Source organism: bacterium (assembly GCA_040755755.1).
Lineage (GTDB): Bacteria > SZUA-182 > SZUA-182 > DTGQ01 > DTGQ01 > DTGQ01.
On record JBFLZW010000022.1, the window covers coordinates 188775 to 213807 of the forward strand.

At 50.9% G+C, this 25033-nt stretch carries 25 protein-coding genes; 8 read left to right on the top strand and 17 right to left on the bottom strand.

Annotated elements, in window-relative coordinates; all coding sequences use genetic code 11:
• Window positions 1–65: 65 nt before the first annotated feature.
• Complete coding sequence (grpE, locus tag AB1611_08185) at window positions 66–746, top strand: nucleotide exchange factor GrpE (protein MEW6379573.1); 681 nt, start codon at window positions 66–68, stop codon at window positions 744–746.
• A complete protein-coding gene (locus tag AB1611_08190; GenBank protein ID MEW6379574.1) occupies window positions 743–2257 on the top strand; it encodes an Hsp70 family protein in 1515 nt (504 codons plus the stop codon). The genes grpE and AB1611_08190 overlap by 4 nt, the downstream gene beginning before the upstream one ends.
• A 4-nt stretch (window positions 2258–2261) precedes the next feature.
• Here AB1611_08190 and AB1611_08195 read toward each other — a convergent pair whose 3' ends face one another.
• Both AB1611_08195 and AB1611_08200 read right to left on the bottom strand, forming a co-directional pair.
• Entirely contained in the window at window positions 2262–3575 is a 1314-nt protein-coding gene (locus AB1611_08195; protein ID MEW6379575.1) for an HD domain-containing phosphohydrolase, read from the bottom strand.
• Window positions 3576–3630: 55 nt separating this feature from the next.
• Window positions 3631–4050, bottom strand: coding sequence for a hypothetical protein (locus AB1611_08200; GenBank protein ID MEW6379576.1), 420 nt, complete (start codon window positions 4048–4050; stop codon window positions 3631–3633).
• A 473-nt stretch (window positions 4051–4523) separates the two neighbouring features.
• On the opposite strand from AB1611_08200, the gene AB1611_08205 reads away from it, so the two are divergent.
• From AB1611_08205 to AB1611_08215, 3 genes are all read left to right on the top strand, one after another.
• Window positions 4524–6566, top strand: coding sequence for a PQQ-binding-like beta-propeller repeat protein (locus AB1611_08205; protein ID MEW6379577.1), 2043 nt, complete (start codon window positions 4524–4526; stop codon window positions 6564–6566).
• 185 nt (window positions 6567–6751) lie between these two features.
• Entirely contained in the window at window positions 6752–7423 is a 672-nt protein-coding gene (locus AB1611_08210; protein ID MEW6379578.1) for a hypothetical protein, read from the top strand.
• Window positions 7424–7628: 205 nt separating this feature from the next.
• On the top strand, window positions 7629–8732 hold the full coding sequence (locus AB1611_08215; GenBank protein MEW6379579.1) for an inositol-3-phosphate synthase: 1104 nt from the start codon (window positions 7629–7631) through the stop codon (window positions 8730–8732).
• A gap of 146 nt (window positions 8733–8878) precedes the next feature.
• Here the strand turns inward: AB1611_08215 and AB1611_08220 are convergent, their stop codons facing one another.
• Window positions 8879–10003, bottom strand: a complete 1125-nt coding sequence (locus AB1611_08220) for a putative sulfate/molybdate transporter (GenBank protein ID MEW6379580.1) — start codon at window positions 10001–10003, stop codon at window positions 8879–8881.
• 11 nt (window positions 10004–10014) lie between these two features.
• Window positions 10015–10269 carry a hypothetical protein gene (locus AB1611_08225; GenBank protein MEW6379581.1) on the bottom strand — a complete coding sequence of 85 codons (255 nt, stop codon included), beginning with the start codon at window positions 10267–10269 and terminating at the stop codon, window positions 10015–10017.
• Between the two features lie 27 nt (window positions 10270–10296).
• Between AB1611_08225 and AB1611_08230 the strand changes: the two genes are divergently transcribed.
• Together AB1611_08230 and AB1611_08235 are read left to right on the top strand one after the other, a co-directional pair.
• Entirely contained in the window at window positions 10297–10482 is a 186-nt protein-coding gene (locus AB1611_08230; GenBank protein MEW6379582.1) for a hypothetical protein, read from the top strand.
• 156 nt (window positions 10483–10638) lie between these two features.
• A complete protein-coding gene (locus AB1611_08235; GenBank protein ID MEW6379583.1) occupies window positions 10639–10851 on the top strand; it encodes a type II toxin-antitoxin system HicB family antitoxin in 213 nt (70 codons plus the stop codon).
• An 82-nt stretch (window positions 10852–10933) separates the two neighbouring features.
• On the opposite strand, the gene AB1611_08240 is transcribed toward AB1611_08235, so the two are convergent.
• Window positions 10934–11071, bottom strand: coding sequence for a hypothetical protein (locus AB1611_08240; protein ID MEW6379584.1), 138 nt, complete (start codon window positions 11069–11071; stop codon window positions 10934–10936).
• Between the two features lie 283 nt (window positions 11072–11354).
• Between AB1611_08240 and tpx the strand changes: the two genes are divergently transcribed.
• On the top strand, window positions 11355–11888 hold the full coding sequence (gene tpx, locus AB1611_08245; GenBank protein MEW6379585.1) for a thiol peroxidase: 534 nt from the start codon (window positions 11355–11357) through the stop codon (window positions 11886–11888).
• A 57-nt stretch (window positions 11889–11945) separates the two neighbouring features.
• On the opposite strand, the gene AB1611_08250 is transcribed toward tpx, so the two are convergent.
• The 12 genes from AB1611_08250 to AB1611_08305 form a co-directional block, all read right to left on the bottom strand.
• A complete protein-coding gene (locus AB1611_08250) occupies window positions 11946–13349 on the bottom strand; it encodes a M6 family metalloprotease domain-containing protein (GenBank protein ID MEW6379586.1) in 1404 nt (467 codons plus the stop codon).
• Window positions 13350–13356: 7 nt separating this feature from the next.
• Entirely contained in the window at window positions 13357–14250 is an 894-nt protein-coding gene (locus AB1611_08255; protein MEW6379587.1) for a hypothetical protein, read from the bottom strand.
• Window positions 14251–14477: 227 nt separating this feature from the next.
• Window positions 14478–15284 carry a hypothetical protein gene (locus AB1611_08260; GenBank protein MEW6379588.1) on the bottom strand — a complete coding sequence of 269 codons (807 nt, stop codon included), beginning with the start codon at window positions 15282–15284 and terminating at the stop codon, window positions 14478–14480.
• Between the two features lie 11 nt (window positions 15285–15295).
• Window positions 15296–16609 carry a hypothetical protein gene (locus tag AB1611_08265; protein MEW6379589.1) on the bottom strand — a complete coding sequence of 438 codons (1314 nt, stop codon included), beginning with the start codon at window positions 16607–16609 and terminating at the stop codon, window positions 15296–15298.
• Window positions 16569–17774, bottom strand: a complete 1206-nt coding sequence (locus tag AB1611_08270; GenBank protein MEW6379590.1) for a hypothetical protein — start codon at window positions 17772–17774, stop codon at window positions 16569–16571. The genes AB1611_08265 and AB1611_08270 overlap by 41 nt, the downstream gene beginning before the upstream one ends.
• Window positions 17775–17918: 144 nt before the next feature.
• Window positions 17919–18899: an ArsA family ATPase gene (locus tag AB1611_08275; GenBank protein ID MEW6379591.1), complete on the bottom strand. Its 981-nt coding sequence runs from the start codon at window positions 18897–18899 to the stop codon at window positions 17919–17921.
• A 43-nt stretch (window positions 18900–18942) separates the two neighbouring features.
• Window positions 18943–19917 carry a TRC40/GET3/ArsA family transport-energizing ATPase gene (locus AB1611_08280; GenBank protein ID MEW6379592.1) on the bottom strand — a complete coding sequence of 325 codons (975 nt, stop codon included), beginning with the start codon at window positions 19915–19917 and terminating at the stop codon, window positions 18943–18945.
• A gap of 295 nt (window positions 19918–20212) precedes the next feature.
• Window positions 20213–20407, bottom strand: a complete 195-nt coding sequence (locus AB1611_08285) for a hypothetical protein (protein MEW6379593.1) — start codon at window positions 20405–20407, stop codon at window positions 20213–20215.
• Complete coding sequence (locus tag AB1611_08290) at window positions 20382–20879, bottom strand: hypothetical protein (GenBank protein ID MEW6379594.1); 498 nt, start codon at window positions 20877–20879, stop codon at window positions 20382–20384. The genes AB1611_08285 and AB1611_08290 overlap by 26 nt, the downstream gene beginning before the upstream one ends.
• An 84-nt stretch (window positions 20880–20963) precedes the next feature.
• A complete protein-coding gene (locus tag AB1611_08295) occupies window positions 20964–21275 on the bottom strand; it encodes a hypothetical protein (GenBank protein ID MEW6379595.1) in 312 nt (103 codons plus the stop codon).
• Between the two features lie 335 nt (window positions 21276–21610).
• Window positions 21611–21910, bottom strand: a complete 300-nt coding sequence (locus tag AB1611_08300) for a hypothetical protein (protein MEW6379596.1) — start codon at window positions 21908–21910, stop codon at window positions 21611–21613.
• Window positions 21911–22638: 728 nt separating this feature from the next.
• Window positions 22639–24426, bottom strand: a complete 1788-nt coding sequence (locus AB1611_08305) for a carbon starvation CstA family protein (GenBank protein MEW6379597.1) — start codon at window positions 24424–24426, stop codon at window positions 22639–22641.
• Between the last annotated feature and the right edge of the window lie 607 nt (window positions 24427–25033).

Here is a 25033-nt window from a genome sequence, read left to right on the forward strand (position 1 = left end):
TTACATTTTCAGGTGTAAATGGTATAAAAAACCTGCATGGGTGTAAACAGATGAAAGGAGGCTTGATGGTATCCCGGAAGAAGAAGGTCAGAAGAAAAAGATTTTTTGCCAGCTCTCAGCCTGCACTATTGATCAAGCTAGATAGTGCTGAAGAAGAAATCACCACAGGGGAGGAGGTCCTTCAGATGGAGAAAGAATGTGCCTGTCAGGCAGGAGAGACTTTTCAAGAAAAGACAGAAGAATCTTTGAAAGAAGAGACAGTGAAGGCTTTTCAAGGAGGAAGAGAGGAATTGTCCGAAGAAGGCGGTGATGCCCTGACCATTCGGGGTTCCCGGATCGCCGATTCCCTGCTCATGCAGCTTGAGGATGAGGTCATCGGCTTCATCAACCATCGGCTGGAGGAGCATGTCGTCAAGAGAATCAAAGGCTTATTGGTTCCGGTAGCCAAATTGTCCCTGAAGGTGCACAAGCTGCGAAAAACCATGGACAAAGAGACTGCCGAGTGTCTCTCGGATCTTGAAGATGATCTGGATTATATTCTCGAAAACAGCAAGCTGCAGCGGATATCCCCGCAGGCTGGAGAGAAATTCAATCCCACCCTCCATGAGGAGGTCGATTTTGCCTGGAACCCGGATCGGGGGGAAGCGGAAATTCTGGCTACTGTGCGGGATGGATATTTCTGGGAATACAACCAGGAAATGATCGTTAAACCTCAGGTTACGGTCAACAGGAGGCTGTCAGCATGAAGATCGGCCTTGACTTTGGCACTTCCAACACCGTAGTCGCCTATCTGGAAAACCATACTCCGGTGGCCATGAAGTTCAAACATGGCGGTCTGGCAAAAGATGTATTCCCTTCGGTCTCGTTCTATCCGGAGGGGGAGGAAAAAGGAGTACATGGCCTCGAGGCCCTGGAGTACGCTTTTACCCGGCGGGGCACGCTGGTCCGGTCCCTGAAGCGAAGCCTCAAGAATTATCATCCGGGCTCACAGCTTCTGGAGGGAGAATTCCAGCGGGGAGTCAGAGAGCTTCTGGTGGATTTCCTCCTCCATCTTAAGGAAACCATTGTTTCGACCCAGCATCTTGGCAATGAAGAGCTTGAGGTCCTCCTGACCGTACCGGCCAACGCCAATGGCGCCCAAAGGTTCGTTACCCGGGAATCTTTCCGGGAGGCAGGTTTTATAGTCTCACCCCGGATCATCGACGAGCCGACAGCTTCAGCCATCGAGTTCTCCTATTCCGGTCTGTCCGGACGACTGTCCTCGCAGGGCAAACCCGTTTATGTCCTGGTCTACGATCTGGGAGGCGGAACCTTCGATGTTTCCCTGGTCCGGATCGAGCCGGAGCACTACCGGGTCATTGCCTCATCAGGCATCGAGCAACTGGGGGGGGATGATTTTGACCGCTGCCTGTATCAGATGGTCATAGAAAACAGGGAGTTGACAGATATCACTCCCTTGCAGGAAAAACTGCTGCTTCACCGCTGCTGTGAGGCCAAGGAGTCCCTGTCCAATATCATCGATCCCAAATACCTGCGCATCGATCTGGAAGATGCCCATATCGGTGAAGGGTCGGTAAGGATCCGGGTGGAGGATTACTATGAGCGCATCCTTCCCCTGGTCAATCAGACCCTTGGCAAGCTCGAAGAAGTGCTGCGGTCACCGAACGCTCAGGCCGAAGGGATCAGCAGCCTCGAGCAGATCGAAAAAATCTACCTGGTGGGCGGAAGCTCCCAGCTCCCCCTGATCCTGAAGCGGGTGCAGGGGAAGTACGGCCAGGACAAGGTGCACCTTTCAAGCCTTCCCTTCGCCTCCATAGCGCTTGGAGCCTGTCATATGGCCCAGCAGAAGATCCAGGTCGAGCAGGTCTTGAACCGGACCTTCGGCGTCATCCGTACAGCCGGTGGACGAGAGTATTTCGATCCGATCTTCGAGAAGGGGACCAGGATCCCTACTGCCAAACGGTTCGAAATTTATCCTGAACACAACATCGGCTACTACCGCTATCTGGAATGTGCCGAGCACCGCGATGGCCAGGCCATAGCACCACGGATGTGGAGCGAGATTTTCTTCCCCTACGATCCTGCCTGGAACCTGTCCCGAATGCCGCAGCCAGGCGATATTGAGGTCAAGCACTACGGGATGAACAGGAACAGGGTCATTGAGGAATTTTCCTGCGATGAAAACGGTATCATTACCGTAAATCTCATTCGGGAGGCTGATTCCGTATCGATGAATTATGAGATCTGGGAAGTATGATTAATTAATTATCCAGGCACTCTCTCCCCGAACACTTTTTCTCCGGGAAATGCCGGCAATAGAGGGGGATGTCCCGAAAGGTTTTGTTCCAGTTCCTGGCCAGCTCTTCAAGGGAGGAGTTGCGCTCCTGAGATTCCCTCTCCCAGACATCCAGGTTATCAGCGAGACATTTTTCCAGCAGCTCAACGGCTCTGGGCAGGATAATCCTGGGGGAGATGCAGCTTCCAGTGCCGGAATTCTGGCATTTGAACTCGATCAGGGCGTCGGTCAGGCTTAAAATTTTTTCCTTGGGTTTATAATACCGCCAGGAAGTCATGGCATCAAAGCAGTCAGCCAGAATGAGAATGCTCAGCGACAGGTCCATGTCTCCCCTCGGCTTGCGGTAGTAACCCATGCCATCGCACCGCTCATGGTGGTTGGTAATGAGCCGCAGCACCTGCGGGCTGACATTCACCATGTCGAGGAGCTTGTAGGCATAGAAGGGGTGCCGCTTGATTTCCCGGTACTCCGATTCGGTAATCCTGCCCGGTTTGTTGAGAATGCCGTCAGGAATACTGATTTTCCCGACATCATGCAGCTCTGCAGCCAGAATGAGATTGTCGGCATCCTCCTCCCGGAAACCGGGGTCTTTCTCCTGAAGGGCCTTCTGGCTGATGGCCCTGACATATTTGGTAACAAAATCCGCGTGCATGTAGGAATAGATGTCCTTGGCCTCGAGCGCCTTGAGAAATGCTTTTTTGATGTTTTGTCCCTGCTCTGCCTGAAGCTTGAAGATTAAGAACTTGTTGAAGATCTTACTGATGTAGTAAAGATCCCTCCACTGGTTTTCAATCTCGGAGGCATACCGGCTGCTGGTTTTTTTCTCGCAGGCAAAGAACAGCATCCCTTTTTTCTGGCTGGTGGCGTCGCAGATCGGGAAGAAGCCATACACAAAGCTGACGAACTGATTATTGATGACCACCTGGTCCTCATCAGGGAAACAGAACGGAATATGAGGCAGATCATCCCCTATGCCCAGAAGGTTCTGGACCATATGAGAGCTGGTCTGGTTTTTAAAATTATAGAGCGTGCGGACCCTTTTTTCCCAGGGCAAATAACCGGTACCGAACGGGAGATAATGAGTCTGGCCTTCCTGGTCGGTTTGAATAAAAAAACCCGCTTTCAGGTGAAAAAACTTCTGGCAGATGCGGTCAACTCTGGACAGAAAGTCCTGCATCGAGGTCTTATAGTAATCTACGTCAGTGTATAATTCCTTGAGAATCTCGTAAAACTCAATGTCCTTGAACTGATCCACAAAAACCAACCTTTTACCGTTCACAGTATATAGTATTGTTGTATTGTCCGCTAGTATTGTTGTATTGTCCGCGGCCAAATCAGATGCTCAGCGGATTTTGCTTCTGTGAAATGTATTTGAGCATGTTTTCCTTTTGAAAGGACTTGTTGAACAGAGGACAATCGATTTTTCTGGCTGCACCCTCGATCCAGGGGTCTTCCCAGGAGCTCATGAGAATGACCTTATCGAGCATCTCCTTATTCTGCCCCCACTTCTCAGCGACATAGATAATTCCATAGGGTCCAACGTACTCCTCTTTGGTACCCATCTTTTGGGCAAGCTTCTTGGAGCGGCAAATAACATCCATGATAATAATGTCGTTATTTTCGATCTGACTGATCTTTTCATCCATCTCATCGAGATTGTTAATAACGACTACATTATTGCCCATCTTTTCCAGATCATTCACCATAGCTTTAGACATTTGGATATCATCGTCGAACAAGATTATAGATGCCATCCATTTTCCCTCCTGAGAGATTTTCCTGTAGTATGAGTGTTGAAAATTCAGGAGTCAGGAGTCAGGAGGCAGGAGTCAGGAGTCAGAAGTCAGGAGTCAGAATAAAAACTCTCTTTCCCTGGCTCCTGCCCGCTTTTCACTGACCACTGCCCACTGATCACTCCCTCCTGACTTCTGTCTCCTGTTTTACATTATCGGGCCCTTTTCAGCCCGACTTCGGGCTCCCGGCTTCTGGTTACATTTCTCCGGCCCCCGGCCTCTGTCCCTAGAAATAAACCAGACTTCTGACTTCTGACTTCTGACTTCTGACTCCAGACTTCTGACTCCTGCTAAAAGTTATACCAAACATTTATTAAATAGTTATTGTTTATCGAATTGCCCGATAGATGTATGCTCACTCATAGAGATCCACGGACATCAATAGGCCGTATAAAGGCAACAAAATCAGACTCTCAAAGAATAAGGAGCTTGCCATGAACAAGAGTAAGAAATTTCTCCTCATTCCGATCATTATTTTTTTTATCAGCAGATTACCGTTGTATTCCCGGCCAATGGCCGAAGCCGCCTTTCTGTCCGGAAGAAAAGAATGGTCACCCGGCTTTTCCACCAGTGGGATTCAAATTACCAATACCGCGGATGAACCGGGACTTCTTTCTTCCTACGCCCAGACTTGCTGGCCATCCATTCACCGGGATTCCAGGAATTCAAACTATGTCCCGTTTGTTACCGCCGCTCAGTTGGAGCCAAAGTGGCATGCTCTCATGGATGAGTATTCGGCAGTGCTGACCGCTGCAGTTATCGGGCCGGAGGGGAACGTGTATTTTACTACGGGAAAAGAGGAAAGTTATGGCAATCTCCATGCCTTTGACCGGCAGGGAAATGAGTTGTGGAGAAGCTACCTGCCGGACAATGGAGCCCTGTGCAGCGCCCCCCTGATAGACCGCCAGGGAGATATCTACCTTGGCGATTCGGATGAATTCTTCAGCTTCCACCCCGATGGAAGCCTGAAATGGAAAAATTCCGGGATTAACGGGCCTTTTGCCTCCGCCGCGTTCACCCGTGATGGTTATATCGTCGGCATCGGCGCAAGCGGCTGGACGTATGTGTTTGACCCGGAGAATGGGCATCTGGCCGCCCCGCCGATGGAGATCCCCGGCCAGTCGCCGGGAAAGAGCTATAAAGTCTTTACTCCTCCCGGCCTGTGGCAGGGAATGATCTGCGATGGAGATCATCTCACGATCAATGAGATCTTCAATGGCCTTCTGGGCTTTGAATTTAAAATCGCCAATACTCCCGGAGTCAATCCGGTCAATGGACGAATCTATATTACCGGCAGCATAAAGTCTCCTGTTTCACTTGAAATTCAGGGCAGGTTTTATGGTATAGATTTTATCCCCCCAACCTCCCAGGAGTCCGGCAGGCTGCAACTGGCCTTTCAAACGCCGATGGAGCCGGGCAGCGGATCGAGCCCGGCAATTTCAGCCGACGGCTCTCGCATCTATGCTCTTGATAATAAAGGCACTCTCTACGCTTTCGATGCGGATGGAACGAAGGCATGGACCCTCGGAATGAAGGCCAAGCCAGCATCTCCAACCATCGGGCCGGATGGAACAATCTATGGGGTGAGCGAAGGTCTGCTCTATGCAATCAAAGACCGGGGCAGTTCAGGAGAAATTCTCTGGAAAATGGATTTTTCCGAGACAATGATCGCCACTCTGTTTAACTCTCTCTCGTCCCTGGTCGAAAATTTGCCCTATCAGGTAATCAAATCTGCCATCCAATGCAACAGTGTTGTCACGGCCAGTAAAAATCACCTCTATCTTACTCTGGCTCTCGGTTATGAGTTCGCTCTTGGCGAAAGCAATTTATCGAACGTCTATCCCCTGAAAAGTTACCTGGTGGTCCTGACTCCCTCCAGCAAGCAAAAGAAAACTCTTCCCCTGATCACCTCGATCGTGGAAATACCGGACACTTCCGAAAGTGTGATCTCATTGGACAAAGATGGAACGGTCTTTTGCGCGCACGCCTCGATCACCAGTTCAATCGCTTATTCCATTGCCCAGAGGTTGGGCTTCGATCCGGAGAAGCCATCGGGAGGAGTCAGTGTACTGGCGCCGGTTAATACAAAAGATATGATCCGCTCGCATATCAGGTGGGTGCGGGATCTCATCCTCCAGGTCTTGCAGGCCCTGCGACAGAACGATGTTGAATCGGCATGGGCAAACCTGGAGGAGCCGATGGCTCATCTCCAGCTTCTGATGGAAACTTTCAGCAGGGAGGCAAACTCCGATGCGAACACAGTAATTGAAGCCGGGAAGCAAGATGTGGTCAGGGCCTATGCTCAACTGGAGGCTGCACAGTCCATTCTGGAAGAGATCAGGAACACTATGCCCGCTGGTGGTACTGCCCCCAGAAGGCAAAGCGCTGTTACCACAAAGGCCAGGATGCACCTTCGGTCAGCCTTGAATACCTGCCGGTCCCTGGAGGTAAAGTGGTCAGTGGCCAGTGGCCAGTGATCAGTGGTCAGTAAAGGCAGCGGCCAGTGGCCAGCAGGGCAGTTGTCGAGTGAACCACGGTCGACTCGGCCATCACAATCTGCTGAAAATTTCGGTAACGAGAAGTAAAATATTTTCATTTAGACCGATAGAATAATTGTAAGAGGTATCTTTATGAGAAGGTTCAACCTGAGGAGGTGAGATTCATGGGTGTTGTTTCGAATATCATAGGTGCCTGGAACGCTGTCTCTAACAAGGTTATGCTGTTTCTGCCTAACCTTATGGCAGCGATTATCGTTTTTCTCCTGGGCTGGCTTTTGTCCAGAATCGCCAGGACTTTGATCATCAAGGTCCTCGGTGCATTACGGTTTGATGTCCTGACCGAAAGAGCAGGAATCAACACCCTTCTGGCCAAAGGGAACATCCAAAAGTCGCCCAAGGAAGTGCTTGCCATGCTGGTCTACTGGTTTCTCATGCTGATAGTGATCATCGCTGCTTTTGATGTCCTGGGGCTGCCTATTATCTATGATCTGCTGAACAAGATAGTTCTCTATATTCCGAATATCATTGCGGCAGTGGTGGTCCTGATCTTCGGAGGGATCCTGGCTAATTTCCTGGAAACCATCGTCAAGACGGTAAGCGCAGGATTAGGCACAGATACAGCCACGCTGCTGTCGAAAATCGCCAAATACTCGGTTGTGATTCTGGCCATAACCATGGCCCTTCAACAACTCAACATTGCCAGTTCTGTAGTTACGGTAGCTTTCGCCATCCTCTTTGGTGCTTTTTCGCTGGCCCTGGCACTGGCCTTCGGATTGGGCGGCAGAGATGCTGCCGCAAACTACTTACAAAAGATGCGACAGGCAAGACAGAAATAACATTATATGCTGGAAGAGGGGATATCCCCTCTTCCAGCAGTTCCCGCCTGTTCCGCTCCTGTCAAAACTCAAGCACTCCAGTCGGAAAAATTGTTATTGAGATTAGGTCTTATATTTAGTATAATATCCTAACCCGTATAAAAATCCATTCATGTCGGATTATCCAGCCGATTCACTTATGAGGTGCCTCAGGAGGTCATCAGTTGTGGATACCATCAGAATTGCCATAGCAGGTGTTGGTAACTGCGCAAGCTCATTAATTCAAGGTATCGAATATTATAAAAAAAATGACTGCCAGGAACCCGTTGGATTGATGCATTGGGATATTGGCGGATATAAGCCCTATGATATCGAAGTGGTCGCTGCTTTCGATATCGATACCAGGAAAGTTGGCAAGGACATATCCGAGGCAGTCTTCGCCCTGCCAAACTGTACAGCCGTATTTTGCAGGGATATCCCCCGCACAGGCGTCAACGTAAGGATGGGAAAAATCCTGGATGGTTTTTCCAGCCATATGCGAAATTACGACGATGCCCGCACCTTTGTCCTGGCGAATGAAAGGGAATCCTCCCAAGAGGAGGTAACAGCCACGCTGAGAGATTCAGGGGCACAGATACTGTTAAACTATCTGCCCGTCGGCTCCGAGCAGGCTACCCGCTTTTATGCCGAATGTGCTCTCGATGCAGGGCTGGCCTTCATCAATAACATGCCGGTCTTTATTGCCAGCGATCCCGAATGGGCCGAGAGGTTCAGGAGCAAAAACCTGCCGATCCTGGGCGATGATATCAAGGCCCAACTGGGTGCTACCATCACCCATAGGGCCCTGGCTGATTTATTCAGGAAACGGGGGGTTAAGCTGGAGAGAACTTATCAGCTCAATACCGGCGGCAATACCGATTTTCTCAACATGCTCAACCGAAGCAGGCTGGCCTCAAAAAAGACATCGAAGACAGAGGCTGTCCAGTCAGTCCTGGCCGAGCGGCTTGATGCCGCCAACATCCATATCGGACCGAGCGACTACGTACCCTGGCAGAACGATAACAAGGTTTGCTTCATCAGGATGGAAGGCAGGCTGTTTGGCGATGTGCCGATGAATCTGGAATTGCGGCTGTCAGTGGAGGATTCTCCAAACTCTGCCGGAGTGGCCATCGATGCCATACGATGCTGCAAGTTAGCCCTGAACAGAGGCAAAGGCGGAGCCCTGTATTCTCCCGCCGCCTATTTCATGAAGCATCCGCCCCGGCAGTTCACCGATGACGAAGCCTACCGCATGACCGAGGAATTTATCGCCGGGATGAGGGATGAGTAAAGTAGCCCGGCTTAAATCCGAGGTGCTGTGCTTTGTTGTGAATCAAATTACCAACCAAATATCCGGTCTGTTATCCCCTGAAGGGGGATGGTAGGCGGGGCTTTATTCCACCGGCCAGGCAACTTTCACGGTCAGGAGTGCGGTCATCAATCGGCGATGGTCGCCTCTTGCGGGCTTCGAATCAACATCAATAGATAGTGAACCAGGAGGCCTGCGGCAAAGCCTGCGGCCATATTCAGGACTATAGTGCCTGCCATCGTGGCAGCCACCGGCACAAGGTCACGGTTTGGCCGAAGGTCGCGGGCGAATTTCATGAGCCCGATCCCGACCATGAGCATCATGGCTCCTACAATGGCCATCGGGAAGGAAGTGAAAATCGCGGCTATGTTGCCGGCCAGAAACACGCCGAGGCTTATCTCGATCAAGCCCTCGATAATATTGGTGCCGCCGGTGCGTGCGCCAAAGTAGTATTGTCCGGCCAGCCCCCCGGCACCGTGGCACAGGGGCATCCCGCCGAAGAAGGGAAGAATCAGGTTCATCACGCCCATATTGAATGACAACTGCCGCTCCGTAACCCGGCGGTCCGGCCAGTATTGAGAGATCAGGGCCGAGGTGGCTATGACCGCATTGGCAGCGGTGAGAGGAATCTGGGCCAGGCCCGCATCCCGCAAGACCGGCCAGATCTGGCGCGGATCGAAGAGAGTCAGGGGAGGGAGCGAAAGTCCGGGGCTGGCTATGTCGGCCAGTTGCCCTCTGAAGGCCATGATGACAATGCCGAGGATGATCAGATCAACGGCTGCCGGTGCATAGCGGTTCCGGCGAAAGAGCAGGGTTATGATAATGGCCGCACACCCAAGCAGCCACCAGGAACTGGCCATTTTGAGGCCCTCGACGACCAGTAAGACCCCCAGTGAGAGCTGAATTCCGGTTACCACGGTTTTCGGTGTCCAGCGGGCTACCCAGGTCATGGCTGAAGTTGCTCCCATGAGCAGCCAGACCACACCCATGACTATTCCAGAGGTATACACCTTGTGCGGACTCCAGCCCTGGGTAATGGCGACTATGGCCAGCACCTTCATCGGCTCGATCGGCATCGGCAGGCGATAAACGAGGCCGGTGACGATATTGGCCAGTCCCATCATCACCAGAAGACCCGATGGATTCATCCGGCAGACGGTGATATAGCCGACAGCCAGAGGCAGCAGGGTTCCGAAATCGCCCATCGATCCGGCCAGCTCGCGAAGATTGAATTCAAAAGAGCCGATTTTCATGTGCGCTTCCCCTAAAAAATAGACACCACTGAGACACAGAGCCACAGAGAAAAGCAGGGGAGAAAACTTTTCGGTAATCCTCTGGGCATCTTTATGATGGTAAAATCGTCCGGTTTGTCTCCCAGCCGGTGGCGTTGCCGCAGGCCCTGCCTGATTCCCTGCTCGGCAGGCTTTAAGCCCTCGATACTTTTGGCCTGGCCATAGATCGTCTGCACACAGGTCACATTCAGGAGCCTGCGCATCGCGGTTTGACCGGAAAGCCACATCCTGAATATACTGTGAAGGGGTGAATATTGAACTTTTTGCTCAGGAGCCAGAAGCCAGAAGTCGGATCAGGCATCAGCACAGGGTTTTTCGCTGGTGTGGATACCGAGGCTGCCATGCAATTCCCCGAAAGAGGGAACAATAAATCTGTCCGCCCCTTCGCCATCAAGGGGGAGGAGTATTGGATGCTTCTCTGCAAGATGGGGAACATCTGACCTTGGCAGTTTATATTTGACATTTATCAGCAAATGACCATATCATAATAACTATGGCTATGAAAGTGCGTGATATTATAAAATTGATGGAAGCTGATGGCCTGGTACTTTAAACAGCATCCTGAAACAGGCAAAATTGAAGGAGAAAACATAACCATCTACCGCTTCCCTGTTGTGATTGAAAAGGCAAACAATAATTATTCAGCATATTCACCGGACTTGCCGGGCTGCGTTGCAACCGGTGCTACCCGCGAAGAAGCGGAACAGAACATGCACGAAGCGATTGAAATGCATGTTCATGGATTACTTGAGGACAACTTGCCTGTTCCTGAATCCAGTTCCTTCGCCGAATATATCGCTGTCCGATAAGGTTTTTCAGTGAGGGGATTCCCACGGGGAGCTTTGATACTTTCCCTGTCTTCAGTCAGGAATCGTCTCGCAGCATGCTGCCTTACTTTTTCTCATCTTTCTTGCAGCACGGATGCTTCCTGGCCGTGCCGTGGCACTTTTTGATCTGTTCATCCTGGCAGTTCTCGGGTTTATCGGCTGCGTCCTTTGGCTTCTGGCATTTCTTGTGTCCGTCACACATATCCTGCTTTTTCCTTTCTTGCCTCTGTATCAATATGGCAGTTGTAATACGTCGTCCTTTGGTATGTTTTAGGGCATGCTCCTTGGCATGCCTCCCGGCATTATCACTGAAACATTCCTATTATGCTAATCCAGAGCCCGGCGTTTCGTCAAGCATTATTCCTCTGTCATACAGAAAACCCTCTTTATCCGAATAGCAAGATATTCCGTATTTTTCGCTGGCAGGGTAAAAAGCCCTGGCTGGCATATCAATCACGCGAGGACGAACTATGGAGGAGAGAAAAGTGCAGGAAAGAAAAGGTGTAGTTACTGTTCGTGGAAAACCGGCTACGCTTCTTGGCGCGGATCTGAAAGTCGGAGACAAGGCACCCGATTTCAAAGCCCTGAGCTGCATCACCCTTATTGACCAGGAGCCAAAGGAAGTCAGCATGAAGGACTTTACCGGGAAAACAGTGCTTATCAGTGCAACCCCGTCGCTTGATACGCCTGTCTGTGATTTACAGGTCAGGAGATTGAATCAGGAAGCGGTAACTTTTCCGCAAAATGTGGCCATGATCAATATCAGCATGGATCTTCCCTTTGCGGCCAAAAGGTTTTGCGCAACCGCAGGCATTGAAAATGTGGAGGTCCTGTCGGATCATCGGGACGCATCCTTCGGCCTGGCCTATGGAGTGTTGATCAAAGAGCTCAGGCTCCTGGCCCGTTCGATTTTTGTCATCGACCAGAAAGGCATTATCCGCTATAAGGAAATAGTCCCGGATACGACCAAGCACCCCGATTACGATCGTGCCCTTGAGGCAGTGAGAAGCATGCTGTAAATAATTGTGCGTGGTGCGTTTTTTCCCACACCACGCACTTTCTTTCTTTAAATCAGGTTAATTCCCCCCGCTGATGTAAAAGTCAGCAGCCATTGTCGGTGCCGAGCTACTGATATTCTTTATGGCAACCTGGGTCTTTTGGCCATTATAATCCGTGCTGTTCGGAGTGCTGTTCTGGTTGAAATTCCTTCTGCCCCTGGTTCCCGGCCAGGGATCGCCGCCATCGCCGCCATTTGTGCCATTGTTCAGGTCATAATCACCGTCGGCCTGCTCGACATCCACCTTATAGTGGGCCGGATTATCCTGCCGCTTGACCTGATTATCGACATGATAGATCAGGAGGCCATCTCCGGGCAGGCTGTCATCAAAGGACACCTTTTGCCGGTTTTCCACCAGGAAATACTGAGTCCCCACCTCCCCGTTCGTCCACACAAGGAATATGGAACCCTGAGTTTCCACCTGAGGTATATTTACCGCGGTCTGGTTCGATTTGAGGACAAAAGGAGTCACCCAGCCAAGCTGTACTTTCGACCAGGCGCAAAAATGAGCTGGCCGGGAACCCGAAGGGTTTCCGTTCCAGCTTCCTCCACCCATCACTCCCCAGTTTCCGATGCCTTCTCCCCCGCTGTGGCCCACGTCATACAAATCCGGAAGGCCCAGTTCATGGCCGTATTCGTGGCAGAAAACTCCGATCGTGCTGTCACCCGGGCTTCTGGTATACTCAGGCTCCATAGAATAGCCTCTGAATCTCATGCCATCCAGAACAGGCGGATGTTCCATCTCCCACCGGTGTGACCAGATGTAAGCATCGGGATTGGTTGAAGCCTCCGCGCATGCTCCGGCATGGAGAATAAAGAGGCTGTCCACCTCGCCATCTCCGTTATTATCGTATAGTCGGTAATCGACATAGGGGTCAGCGGCTATGACAGCATCTTCGGCAAGCTTCTGGGCATTGGTCGGGTAGGAACCCAACCCCGATTGTCCGCCGAGGTAATAGCTATAGGTATGCGGCATCCTGAGCCAGTCGGAAGGTGTCCCGGTTGTGCCGTTCACATCACCTGTAAGATCAAACTGGCGGTAGGATACCTCCTGATAATAATCCCTCATGCTGCCTGTCGGATAGGTTCCCAGACTGAACAGCATCTTCCGGTATTGATCCTGGCTGGTCCGCCCCAGATTATCGGGAAAATCCACCAGCAGTACCAGCGCCCGAAAGGAGCCTGAAGGTGCAGTCAGCATCCCTGGAGCATCAAGCCGGGGGGAGCGCTCTTTCGCCTGCCGGTATATTTCCAGGGCCCGGACCCTTACTCCGGTTTTCAGGTCAGGGTGCACGGGCATGGCCAAAACACAGGATACCCGGCAAAATATTGCAGCAGGCAGGAACACGGCCAGGAGAATCCCGGCCAGGGCAGGGATTGAGGCCGCTGTCCGATGGCAGGCTCTTTGGATTATGCTTATCATTTGTCTCTCACCGTGAACCATTATTTTCCACCTCGCTTTCCTGAGGGACCCGCTCAAGGTCGGAAATAACCCAGGTGAGTCTGCCGTTACCCGGATACAGGCTCGCTTCAGCCTCTATGATATCTCCGGTTACAAGATAATAGGCCAGAAGATTCCTGCTGTTACGCGGTTCAGTAGGTACAAATGTATCTTTTTCATAGACATACTCCGGCCTGGCGGTAATGGTTACTCCAGGTCCAAGAAAATTGTAAAAATCGCCGATGTCCCTGGACTCCATAACCCTGAGAGTCAGCTCGACCTGGGGGTAATCCTTCCTCTCAACTTTCAACACACTGCCGGTTATCCTGCTCTTGTTGGGAGCTATCGGGGCAGGCGATGGAGAAACCACCGGCCCGAACACAGGCTCCTGCCCGGCGATGCGGGTAATGTCCGTTATTGACCAGTTCAGGTTTCCGGGGCCGCCCTTAGCCCAGGCCATAGCTCTGAACCGGTCTTTGGGGAATAGGTAATAGGCCTGAAAATTCCGGATATTCTGCGGATCGGTCAATACGATTTGCCGGGCACCGGCACGATACTCATAGACATACTGCGGAGAAGCCTCGATTGTCCTGCCCGGCTCAAGGAGATTATTGAACTCGCTGATATCCCTGGATTCAATGATCTGAAGGGTAAGGTGCACGATCGGAAAGTCACCTTTTTCAACGCCTTCAACTTCAGCCATAATCTCACTCCTGTTCGGAGCCACTGGAACTGCGGCACTCCCGTGAAGTATATTCATTCTCCTTTGAATCTGCTCTTCGGAAAGATTGCTCCGGTGATTCACGAGACATATCAGCATAGCCGCGGCCAGAACCAGCAGCAGACTTCCGATGGACAGAAGGATAAGCTGTCTTTTATTCATGATAGTTACAACCTCCATATTTCAAGAGAAGGCTCTCGATTTCGACAGAAAGCTCCTGATTCCACGGAGCTCGTAATAGTGCACAGGGCACTGTTCAGAAGTCTATCGGAAGTCAGGAGGGAAAGATCTGCACTGTGATTCCTGATCCTTCAGGAGCTGAAGGATACAAAGGGAACATGCGGGCGAGAATTATTTTGGGATTATTCGTTCACTGCTTTCGTTGTACTTTACCATCCTCCAACTGCATGCCAAGTCTCTTCGGCTGCATTATCAATCCAGTCTGGAAAGTGTTCATCAAGGTAATCGACAACGGTAGCACCTATTTGCTCCTGCACATCGAGAATCTCTCTGGCGATTCGTATAACACCAGGGCCGCACTTTACTGGTCCTTCAGGTACAGTTGTCCAGTGAAACAATTCCTTAATAACGCTTTGAAGTGAACGGCACGCCCAACAGATGCGATCACGAACAACATCGCAATCTGCTGAACTCAGACACTCCGCAGCACCTCGTGCCACAGCCTCGTATAAAAGTGGCACTGGTAAACGGAAAGGCTCAATGACCATGATGCTCCACAGTATAGCAAAGTATCTGCATTCATCGCGCAGGTTTGAGCCGGTAAGCAAGAAGCGAAGGACTGGCGTTTGGGCCAAGTAAGGCTGGCTTCCCTGGAGGAAGTCGAGACATTTCCCGTTGAATATAAGTAGCTCATTTTTCGGGACTTCAGTGCTCAGGTGCTTGAGTTCCCACTGCGTAACGCACGCACTGGAATGTATGATCCCATCAACTTCATGAGGTAAACGAGATGCACTTCTATTTCCTGCTACTGTTCGTGCCCCGGCCTTTTCACAAAGATGGATACTGCGGCTACGGCAGAGTTTGTAAAAGAGTTGTTCAAAATTCCTGCCGCGTTGTGCTCCACAGCCGGTCAGTCCTCCAACCTCAATGAGGGCATAAGCCCGGGCAACAATATCCAGGAGATTTGGAGATAAGAGTGGATTAAATTCTCGAAGTACTGGTTTGAACCACCACACGACTCCACCTGTCAGGCAAGTCGATCATAATTCATGACGGGTCCACTTTCACCATCTATCTCACGGACTGAAGAGACCAACTTTTCCAGTTTCGGTTTCACAAATGAGTCGTCAATTTGGGGCTGACGTTCATTTTTTCCAAGATCGAGTAATCCATAAAGTACACTAAGATAATTACGTGGCTTAGGTTTAGTGGCTTCCCATACCTGCTTCAGGGCTGAATCAGTAAATGGGTAAATACCTCCCTGGCGAGTCGGCAGGGCAACAGATGCATCATTCAGACAGCGATCAGCAAGCAGACGTGCTGAATCAAAAGTCTCCAGACCCTTGAGAACAACTACAACCGATGCATTTAAAGGATCATCTGGATGAAGCGATCGAAGATCTTCGTGTGTCCAGGCAACACTCAACCGTTCCCATGCTATGGGATGAAGCTGAAATACAAAGGAAGCACGGGAAGAGAAAGGCTCAGTTTCAAGAAGGGCGTCCCTGATAATCTTAACGTTCTTCAGTATCTTACCGGAGTTGGCATTTGCGGTAAAATCTTCAACCTGATCGATAAAAAAGGTAAGATGCTCGATCCCCGCAAGTTCCGTAAATATAACAAGTAGTTGTAAATACTTAAGGCCATTACGATCGTGGTGCCAGGTACCAACTTCATCTACAAGAAATCGTTGAAGTTCATCGGTATCGGGTGACGCCAAAAGGAAGAGATAATCCTCAAGTAGATTTCGTATATCAATCGGTACAGCAAAACTACGAACCTTCTCTCGCACTGAAGCAACAAGAGCATCTCTTTCATTGACTGCTGATGCTTTCCCCTGAGCAATCAAGCGCGCTGCGGCTAATTCAAAAAGTCGCTGATGCACGCTCTCTCCGGACGCATCTTTCCCACGGAGGATAAATCGGGCAAGATGGAAAGCAACAGCATCAATACTTGCAATTCCCCCATAGGCTTTGGCGTTAAAAGAAGCATAACTTGCAAGGACTGGATTAGCCTGTGCATCCTCCTCAGATACACCAAGACCTACCAAGGTGCTTCGACCCAAGTCACAGTTTATGAGTTTCGCCTCTTCTCCCATGAGCGTTGATTTGCCAAATCCACGTGCCTCCGGATCACCAGGTACAATTGACCACACTGCACCGATGAGGGGTTGTCCGTTCTCAAGAGGTGCAAGAATAAATTTCCGGAGGAACTCTTCTCTCTGATGTCCAAACATTTCAGGTACATAGATGCCCTGTGTATCCTCGCTGTATGTTGCCCTGCCCGGAAAAGGGTTCTTCTTAAGACCGTATTGAGTTTCGTAATATGATTTCAGCAGCATGTTCATTCTCCTTAGGTACGCTGATCTTGATCAGGCCGATCCGTTTATTGCCGATTGATACATAGTCTTCACCTGGAGGCGGCGGTTTAAAAGGTAGTTCTGTGTAAATGACTAAACTACTCGCTTGACCTGCGTGAATAATATCTTCTAAGCAGAGGTTGAAGACACGGGGTTGGATTCCCAACCCAAGGCAAACTAAGGCGCGAAGCGAATAGGCATCGACATAACCTCCCTGAGTACCTGCAAGGTGATAATAGCTCTGCCAAAGTGCATGCTCAAAATTACCCTGCGCAAAAGTCCTTCCGTGGTGAACCACCTGTTTTACAGGTACTTGCTCATTCAGTATATCTGGCCGAAACTCGCACGTGGCGAATACTATGCGCCCATCAAAATCGGGATGCGAGGAAGTCCATGATGCTGAGAAAAAATTTTGAGACACTTTAATTAAGTGCTGAAAAGTTACTGTGTCAAAGGGCAGTTCTTCTGCCGCCAGAAACGAGGGGATAACGACACCATCTTCAATAGCATCAATCCTTTTCTTCGGATCAAGGTCGTTCAGTGAAAACTTGGCACTCAGATATTCTATGCGCTCATGGACTACTTGAGAAAATATCTCTCTCTTACTTTTCTCAAAACCAATTGCTTCAAGCCGAGTCATGCAGCTCACTATAACGCGTTCCGCAACATGCTCACCTTGCGCCTGGCTAGGGTTTAATTGCTTTATACTTGTAATATCTGGTATGTAGAGCGGGCCACGGAGCAAGCGTGTCATAAGGATTCGAAAGTATGGATGTTCATTCATCCACGTAATTAAGAGTTCATCGAAAGCTCGCTCTGAGTTATCTAAGTACAGACGAGCAAGAGTATATCCGCGATCAGTCAATTTACACGGGGTTTCACGCAGGCAGCTTACTTCAGATCGTTTACGTGGCAAGACGCCGATTGTTGCGTAGCCAAGCCTCTGAAGGTCAGAAAGAGCGTCGCGAGCGGCCGTCCACATGGCCTCGCGGGAGGCAGGTGCTCGACGTACCGATCTTTGATGCAAATGCTGGCGTACCTGATCGAATGTATAAATACTATCTGATCCAGAAAGCAGGGCAGCAACCTCAAGTATCTGCTCAATGGTCACGCGCGGGATCGAGTCAGTAATTTTTTCTCCACACATTATCGATTTACCTTGAGAAATTAGTATTATTAAAATAACCTTCCGAATGTAACAACTCTTTTTATGGATATCATATAATGGGAACGTTTGTCAATAACGTTTTAAATTGATATTAGCCTATTATAGTCTACTGAAGCTAGTTGCCTAAACAAACAGCAAATCAGCCGTCCGCGAGAGCATGGGCACGCCTCGGACTTCGGTCTCAAGGAGCGGCAAAACGGCCCGGACCTGGCCGCCAAACTTCTGCCTGATGCTCTTCATATGCTCATCCTGCATTCTGGCGCGGCTTTGGACAAACTCGGCTGCGCCTTCCGGTATCATGGACCTGTCGATCATCATGTTGACAATAACACCGCCCACGGGAATCCCAAAGTCATGAAACCACTCCACAAAGCGGGAAATTACGGCGATGGGCAGGGCCTCAGGCAGGGTCACGAAAAAGAAGCTGGTCCTGGCCGCATCGGTAAGAAGGACGCGGGCATGCTCCATGCGGTCCCGGAAACCGGTCAGGTAATCCATCAGGGGATCCGCCTCCTTTTTCCTGCTGAAGGAGAGCATCTCACGCAGGGACCTTGCTTCCTGCCGGGATTTCATCATCTTGTTGACCCAGAGACTGTAGACCTTTGACATGCCAAGCAGCCTCCGGGCATTGGCCGTCGGAGCGGTATCGAAGACATAGATCTCGTATTCGTCCCGGAACATGAGATCGATCATGTTCTCGAACATGGCCGACTCTTCAAAGGCAGGGTTCATGGTGGCTGACTCCACAAATTCATCCGCCTTGGTCCTGATGTCGGCGAACTTGAGGAACCACTGGATCTTATCCCTGATTTCCTGCTTGGAGCGGCTGATAGTGTCTTTTGTGTCGATCTCATAGGCAGAGAGATTGGCTGCGCCGGTCACCGGCGTGGGACGGCCAAAGACATCCTGGGAGAGAAGCCCTGACAGGCTGTGCACCGGGTTGGTCGAGGCCAGCAGGGTCCGCCGGCCATGCCTGGCGTACCAGAGGGCAGTGGCCCCGGCCATGACGGTTTTTCCTACCCCGCCCTTGCCGCCGAAAAAGATATACTTGAGAGTAGAAATATCCCGGACGTAGGATTTCATTGATTTATCAATATCACTCATGGTTGTGTCAACTCCTTGGAGAGAGCGTGAGACAGAAGATCGCCTAAAAATCGCCGTACATAATATGGGCCAGCTTCTCGACCATAGCCAGACCGGTCACATCCCGCTCAAGCTCCGGTACGAAAGCTTTGACCTTGTCGCCGAAGACCTCGCCGATTTTATCCACATAGGTTTTCTGCATGGCTATGCGGTGCCTGAGATAACCGGGGATATTCTGCTTGAGCAGTTCATCGGGTATCAGGCGGTTGACCACATACCCGGCAATGGGCACGTAATCGGCAAAAAGCCGGGCAGCGTTCTGAGTATCGAGAATAATCATTTCCTCCGGCACGACCACGAAGAAAAAGGCGGTCTTTTGCCTGTCCGTGAGGATCTGCGACGAGGTATTGATGCGCTGCTTGATGTATACCAGCTCTTCGAGGATTTTATCCTCTTCCGTCTCCTGGCCGCGCTTCATCACCGAAGCCATCCGGTCGTATTCGGCCATCTCTTCGCGCAGGCTGGTGATCTTGTTGATCCACTCGTCATAGATGCGGGCCATTTTCAGGTAATAGAGCGCATGCCCAAGGGGCACCAGATCGTAGATGTAGTAATCATAGCTGCCTTCCTTGATAATGTCCACCACCGCGTCAAAAATGGCCGACTCCTCCATTGCCGGTTCCGCACCGGCGGCCTGAAGATAATTTTCGATCTCGTCAGGCACTTTGTCAAAGCCGTACATGTCCAGTATCTTCTGGCGGATTTCCTGCTGATACTCCCTGATGCGCCGGTCTGCATCGACTTCCTGAGCCCAGAGGTTATCCATGATCTTCACCGGCCCCCGGCCAAAGATATCCTGCTGAAAGATATCAGTCAGACTGGCCTGGGGATCCACGGAGAAAACCAGCACCTTTTTGCCGGTTTTGGCCAGCCAGTAGGCCGTGGCCGCGGAAAATGTAGTCTTGCCAAGCCCCCCTTTCCCGCCGAACATGATATAGCGGCGGTCGGGGTTTTGCTCAAAAACTTCTCGTAACGACATGGTATTTTTTTCTCCTTGAGGATCACGAGTCCTTGTCAACCAGTTGCTTGCACATTGCCTGAATCATATCCTGGGTCTCGATGAATTTTTGATCAATCTTTCTGCCTAACTCATCCATTCGTCTATCAAGCTTTTCATCTAAAGCGGCTATTTCCTCGGCTATAAACTAAAGCTTATTATACCGTGAATAGGTGAATATTGAACTTTTTGCTCAGGAGCCAGGAGTCAGGAGTCAGAAGCCAGAAGTCAGGAGTCAGAAGCCAGAAGCCAGGAGCTAGAAGCCAGAAGTCAGAAGTCAGAAGCCAGGAGCCAGGAGAAGGTAAAAGAACTCCTCACTTAAGACAGCCCATACCTTCTTCTGAATTCTGACTCCTGACTCCTCTGGATCGGTAAGTATGCAGCCCTGATGGAGAATATCGTTGATATACTTTTTGATCGAGATGTTTCCTCTTGGTTTTTGCCTGTCAGAAGCGATGCATAATCCTTTCATGCTCTCCGAGCCTGCCATCGATTGTTTCTACTTTGTCCTCAACCCTATGGATATCAGCTTTGAGCTCTTTCATATCAGATTTAATTTCTGTTACATCAGCCTTAAGTTCCCTTACATCAGCCTTAAGTTCAATTACATCAGCCTTAAGTTCAATTACATCAGCCTTAAGTTCAATTACATCAGCCTTTAATACAGTTACATCAGCCTTAAGTTCCTTTACTTCTTTGGTGGTTTCATCTATCTTTTTATTCAGATGCTTGTTCATCTTAACCATCATAGCCTGGGTTTCATTGATCCTTTGGTCCAATTCATCTGTCCGCCTATCGAGCTTTTCATTTACAGTGGCTACTCCCTCAGCTACTACTTGAACCTTACTAACAACATCCTCAGCTATGATGTGAAACTGATGGACAATCTCTTTTTGAAAACAAGTCAATCTTTCATCAATATAATCTCTTGTCTCTTTGTCCATATCTTAATCCATGCCTCCATTACCTTCTCTTTAACCTCAAGTCACCATTTCAAATCCATCCTGACATTGTCGCAGCCTTCGGGCTCAGGCCATAGCGTCGGTCAGGTCTTTCTCCCGCAGCATCCGGCGCTTCCAGGTGCTGATCTGGGGTACCACATAGGGCAGGAGGCGCAGGGAATAATACGGCGGCAGAATGGGCACACCCAGGAGGTCACCCATAGTGATCAGGATGAAAAGGTGCTCCATGCTGGCCCGCGTCTTCATGGCCTGGCGGGTCATGTCGTGGGCAGCCATGCCGTAAACCAGCTCTTTGGCCCGGCTTAAGGATTTGCGGAAGAAACCTGCTTTCTTTGGCGATTCTGAGTTTGGCGTTTTTGATTTTGGTGCTTCTGACATAGCGATTGACTCCTCTCATTCAGCAGATGTTTTCCAACTCGTATGAGAGCTCCAACTTGTATGGGAGCATCCCCTGCCTGCCTTGGGGTGGGAGCTTCCCTTACACTCCTCCCCCTTGAGGGGGGAGGCCGGGTGGGGGTGATGGCTGGTATTCACCCTCCTCATCAAGAAACAGGGAGCCCCTCTGGCAGGGGAAATGGAGAACATCTACTTGCTCAGAGTTAAAGTTGCCTATTTTGAATGTTGACTCCTGGATTTTGATCTAATGCTTTTTAAGACGGGATCTAAATGCTTATCAAATAGTGTGTTGTCTTATCAATATGAGCGATCTTGATTTATCCGATACTCTCTCCTTCCCCCAGGATATCGACAATGTCCCGCTCGCGCAGCATCCCGGCCCGCCAGCGGTTGATCGAAGGCAGAATGTAGGGGATGATGCGCAGAGAGTAGTAAGGCGGCAGAATGGGCAGGCCAAGAAGATCGCCCACCAGCATGAGCATGAATATCCGCTCCACATAGGCCCGCTCATGCTTCAGGCTCACGACAAAGCCGTAGGCAGTCATCCCGTACCAGACATCGCCCAGCACCCTGGCCCACCGGCGCAGGGTGGCCACGATTTTCTTTATCGTCGGCACGCTTTTTCCCCTTATCCATGAGGCTGCTGAAGAATTTGGTGAGACAAAAACCCCCACCCCTCTCCGTCAGCGACCATCGAATACATCTGTTTGCCTTATAAGTGGCGGAACTTACTGTATAGGGTACCTGCAGTGCAGGGTAGATGTTTTGGAACGCAGCGGTAAAACGCCGACTTCCTCAACCGGGTAACACCCATTCTTCAGAATCAGATTTTCAGGAAATTATACACCACGCTCTGAGAATGAGCAAGGCAGGAACAATCCCTGGCTGATTTTCAAACCTTGGCAGATATGCAGACCTCTCAGGATTGTTGGGATTGGGGCTTTCAGGAGGACCAGCCTTTACAGGTTAACACGAATGGCACTTACAGAACGAATCATACGGCTAATCCGATCTCATCTCCCTCTTGGGGGCAATGATGCTCTTACACCCTGAAAGATAACGCTCCTGCCTTCTGCCGCGGTGGATGAGTTCCAACTAGGCTTCTGTAAGTGCCATTCATCATAGTCGGAATCCTGAGCCTCATCTTCCCGGGCTCTTGATCCAAATAAGATAGTCAGTTTAAGGTGGTCACAGAGCCGTTCTCGAATCTGATGCAAAAAAAATCTAACACTTTGTCTTCTTTGATATGTTTCATTATCTATTCCTGTTTTCCACCTCTGAGGCTAATGGCATTGCCCCTCAAGGTGAGAAATGGTAATGCTCGCCCCTAAGTCTCCCCGCAGCCTTACGCCGCCACCGGCCCCACCGCCGGGGCCTTGGCCCTGGCCTTGAGCCGCAGGTATGCCTTCCAGCCTTCCCATGCCAGGAAGAGGGCTGCGCCTACCAGGAAGAAGGCCAGCACCACCAGGATCAGTGCGCCGGTAATGGCCAGTCCGCTGTAGTCGGGTTTGCCCCAGTTGGGGGCCACGACGGTGATGTACAGGTTCCAGGCGGTAATCAGGTTGGCGACAACGGTGGTTACATACATGAAGAACATGGGCAGGGCTACCCAGAGGGCTTTTTTCCCCTCCGAAACCAGCCAGAGGGTTATCAGCATGAGGGCCAGTGAGGCCATGAGCTGATTGGCTCCGCCAAAGAGCTGAAACAGGTAGGTGAAGGTGCCGGAGAGCACCACGAAGAACACCAGGGCTGAGGAGATGATCGTGCCCAGGTGGATATTGTGGATGAAGGGAAGGCTCTGGCCCAGCCACTCGGCCAGGGAGACGCGCATGAAGCGGATGGCAAGCTGCAGCATGGTAATGATGATGATCACGAACGCGGCAAAGGCGATCGAACTGCCGTATTTGGGGTCCAGCCCGAAGATGGACAGGAAGTTGCCCACGCCCTCGGCAAAGGCTGCGGCCCCGCCGCCCTTCCCGGCAACCGAAATGGCCATCAGGGAAAGAACAGCCAGCAGCATCTCGCTGAACATGGAGCCGCTGCCGACGGGCAGGGCATCGGTTTCATTCTCCAGTTGCCGGGCCGTACCCACGGTCGAGATCAGGCCATGCCAGCCGGACACAGCGCCGCAGGCAATGGTGATGAAGAGCATGGGCCACAGCGGCTGGAATGCGCCTTTGGTCCCCACATCCCAGGCCTTGAAGGCGGGCATGGTGAAGGTAGCCAGCTCCGGCCTGACAAAGAAGGCCAGGGCTGCGCCCAGAAATCCGCCGATCAGGGTAATGGCCATAACCCAGAAGCCGATATAGTTGATGGGCTGAGCATAGCGCCAGATGGGCAGGGTGGCGCCAAGATAACAGAAGAGAATGGTGAACAGCAGCCAGAAAACATAGCTGGGAGTAACTTTCAGATAGCCGTTGGCCATAGGATCAAAGACCGAGTAGAGGGGCTGGCCGCCCGTCAAACCGTTCAGAGCGTTGTTCACCCCGTTCACCAGCCCGCTCACCTGCGGCGTGGGCCCAAGGATAATGGCCAGAAGGGTCAGCCCGACGATAACCGCCGTGGTCACTGCCAGGCCAATCCGCCATCGGTAGAGCATCTGGCCGCCCAGAAGACCGGCCACGACCAGGGCAACAATGCCCATCGGCACACCCGGCGTGCTGGAAAAGACCGAAGCCATCAGATTGCCGAAGGCCCCGGCCACAACAAGAAGATAGGCAAAGATAAAAATCAGCAGGATGGAGCGGCTGGCCGGAGAGACCAGCTTGTGGGCCGTGGCGCTGAGCGAGTCACCATCGCGGCGCACCGACATCATCATGCTGCAATAGTCCTGCACCCAGCCGATGAAGCTGACGCCGACAAGCAGCCAGATGAGCGCCGGCATCCACCCCCACAGACTGACCGCGGTAATGACCCCCACAATGGGACCGGCAGCGGCAATGGACTTGAACTGGAATCCGTACAAAACATAGCGGCTGGCCGGAGAAAAATCCACACCATCCATGTACATCCTGGCCGGTGTGATCTTCCGGGGATCAGCCTTGATAATGTTTCGGTCAATTCTCCTGGCATAGCAGTTATGGCCAAGGTAAAATGTCATCGCCCCAAGGGCCAGTGTGAACAAGGTATTCATGATATTTTCCCATCCTGTGAAAGACCAAGCCAAATGGTGCCATTTTGGAAAAATTATATTCTATGTGCGGAAAAGTTACAAGCAGATTGTAGCGTTTCAGCTATGGCTCAGGTGTCCGGGAGCCGCCCGATACTTCGTTTTCCAAAGGCTTGCTTTCCGGATACCATTTTTGTAATGTCCTTTTAAATTTTATGAATGCGTCGTCAGTGCATTTATGGAAAGAAACAAGTTTAGCCAGGCGGAGAGCCAGCTCTACCGCCTCTTTGGGATCGGCTGGTTTGAGAGCATTTTCCTGCCAGAGCCCCTGGTTGCAGAGCCAGGTCCGAAGGTTTGGATTTTTCCCCTCCCATTATCCCTTCCAATGATTCTCTTGATTTATCTTCATGCCCGCAACCATGCCGATCAAACAGGACCAGAGCATGAGCATAAAGTTTTGTAAAAGTGCGAAGAAAAATGTGGCTCTCTCGAAAGCATCCGGAATCACGTCCAGGATGGACATAGGGTATAAATTTCAGTTGTCGTATGCTCAGAGATCGGCGCCGGGATAGCAGTCCTTTCACGGTCGCTTCCAGATTTTTATCTGGAACCAGAATAACCAGATCTGATT

What these genes read in the sequence shown, in the direction of transcription:
- AB1611_08200 (MEW6379576.1), bottom strand. Translation starts at nt 4,050, where the DNA reads ATGGCATCTATAATCTTGTTCGACGATGATATCCAAATGTCTAAAGCT.
- AB1611_08270 (MEW6379590.1), bottom strand. Translation starts at nt 17,774, where the DNA reads ATGTGTGGAGAAAAAATTACTGACTCGATCCCGCGCGTGACCATTGAG.
- AB1611_08220 (MEW6379580.1), bottom strand. Translation starts at nt 10,003, where the DNA reads ATGAAAATCGGCTCTTTTGAATTCAATCTTCGCGAGCTGGCCGGATCG.
- AB1611_08295 (MEW6379595.1), bottom strand. Translation starts at nt 21,275, where the DNA reads ATGTCAGAAGCACCAAAATCAAAAACGCCAAACTCAGAATCGCCAAAG.
- AB1611_08190 (MEW6379574.1), top strand. Translation starts at nt 743, where the DNA reads ATGAAGATCGGCCTTGACTTTGGCACTTCCAACACCGTAGTCGCCTAT.
- AB1611_08225 (MEW6379581.1), bottom strand. Translation starts at nt 10,269, where the DNA reads ATGTGGCTTTCCGGTCAAACCGCGATGCGCAGGCTCCTGAATGTGACC.
- AB1611_08305 (MEW6379597.1), bottom strand. Translation starts at nt 24,426, where the DNA reads ATGAATACCTTGTTCACACTGGCCCTTGGGGCGATGACATTTTACCTT.
- AB1611_08240 (MEW6379584.1), bottom strand. Translation starts at nt 11,071, where the DNA reads ATGTGTGACGGACACAAGAAATGCCAGAAGCCAAAGGACGCAGCCGAT.
- AB1611_08265 (MEW6379589.1), bottom strand. Translation starts at nt 16,609, where the DNA reads ATGCTGCTGAAATCATATTACGAAACTCAATACGGTCTTAAGAAGAAC.
- AB1611_08250 (MEW6379586.1), bottom strand. Translation starts at nt 13,349, where the DNA reads ATGATAAGCATAATCCAAAGAGCCTGCCATCGGACAGCGGCCTCAATC.
- AB1611_08255 (MEW6379587.1), bottom strand. Translation starts at nt 14,250, where the DNA reads ATGAATAAAAGACAGCTTATCCTTCTGTCCATCGGAAGTCTGCTGCTG.
- AB1611_08210 (MEW6379578.1), top strand. Translation starts at nt 6,752, where the DNA reads ATGGGTGTTGTTTCGAATATCATAGGTGCCTGGAACGCTGTCTCTAAC.
- AB1611_08275 (MEW6379591.1), bottom strand. Translation starts at nt 18,899, where the DNA reads ATGAGTGATATTGATAAATCAATGAAATCCTACGTCCGGGATATTTCT.
- AB1611_08205 (MEW6379577.1), top strand. Translation starts at nt 4,524, where the DNA reads ATGAACAAGAGTAAGAAATTTCTCCTCATTCCGATCATTATTTTTTTT.
- grpE (MEW6379573.1), top strand. Translation starts at nt 66, where the DNA reads ATGGTATCCCGGAAGAAGAAGGTCAGAAGAAAAAGATTTTTTGCCAGC.
- AB1611_08285 (MEW6379593.1), bottom strand. Translation starts at nt 20,407, where the DNA reads ATGAAAGGATTATGCATCGCTTCTGACAGGCAAAAACCAAGAGGAAAC.
- AB1611_08280 (MEW6379592.1), bottom strand. Translation starts at nt 19,917, where the DNA reads ATGTCGTTACGAGAAGTTTTTGAGCAAAACCCCGACCGCCGCTATATC.
- AB1611_08290 (MEW6379594.1), bottom strand. Translation starts at nt 20,879, where the DNA reads ATGGACAAAGAGACAAGAGATTATATTGATGAAAGATTGACTTGTTTT.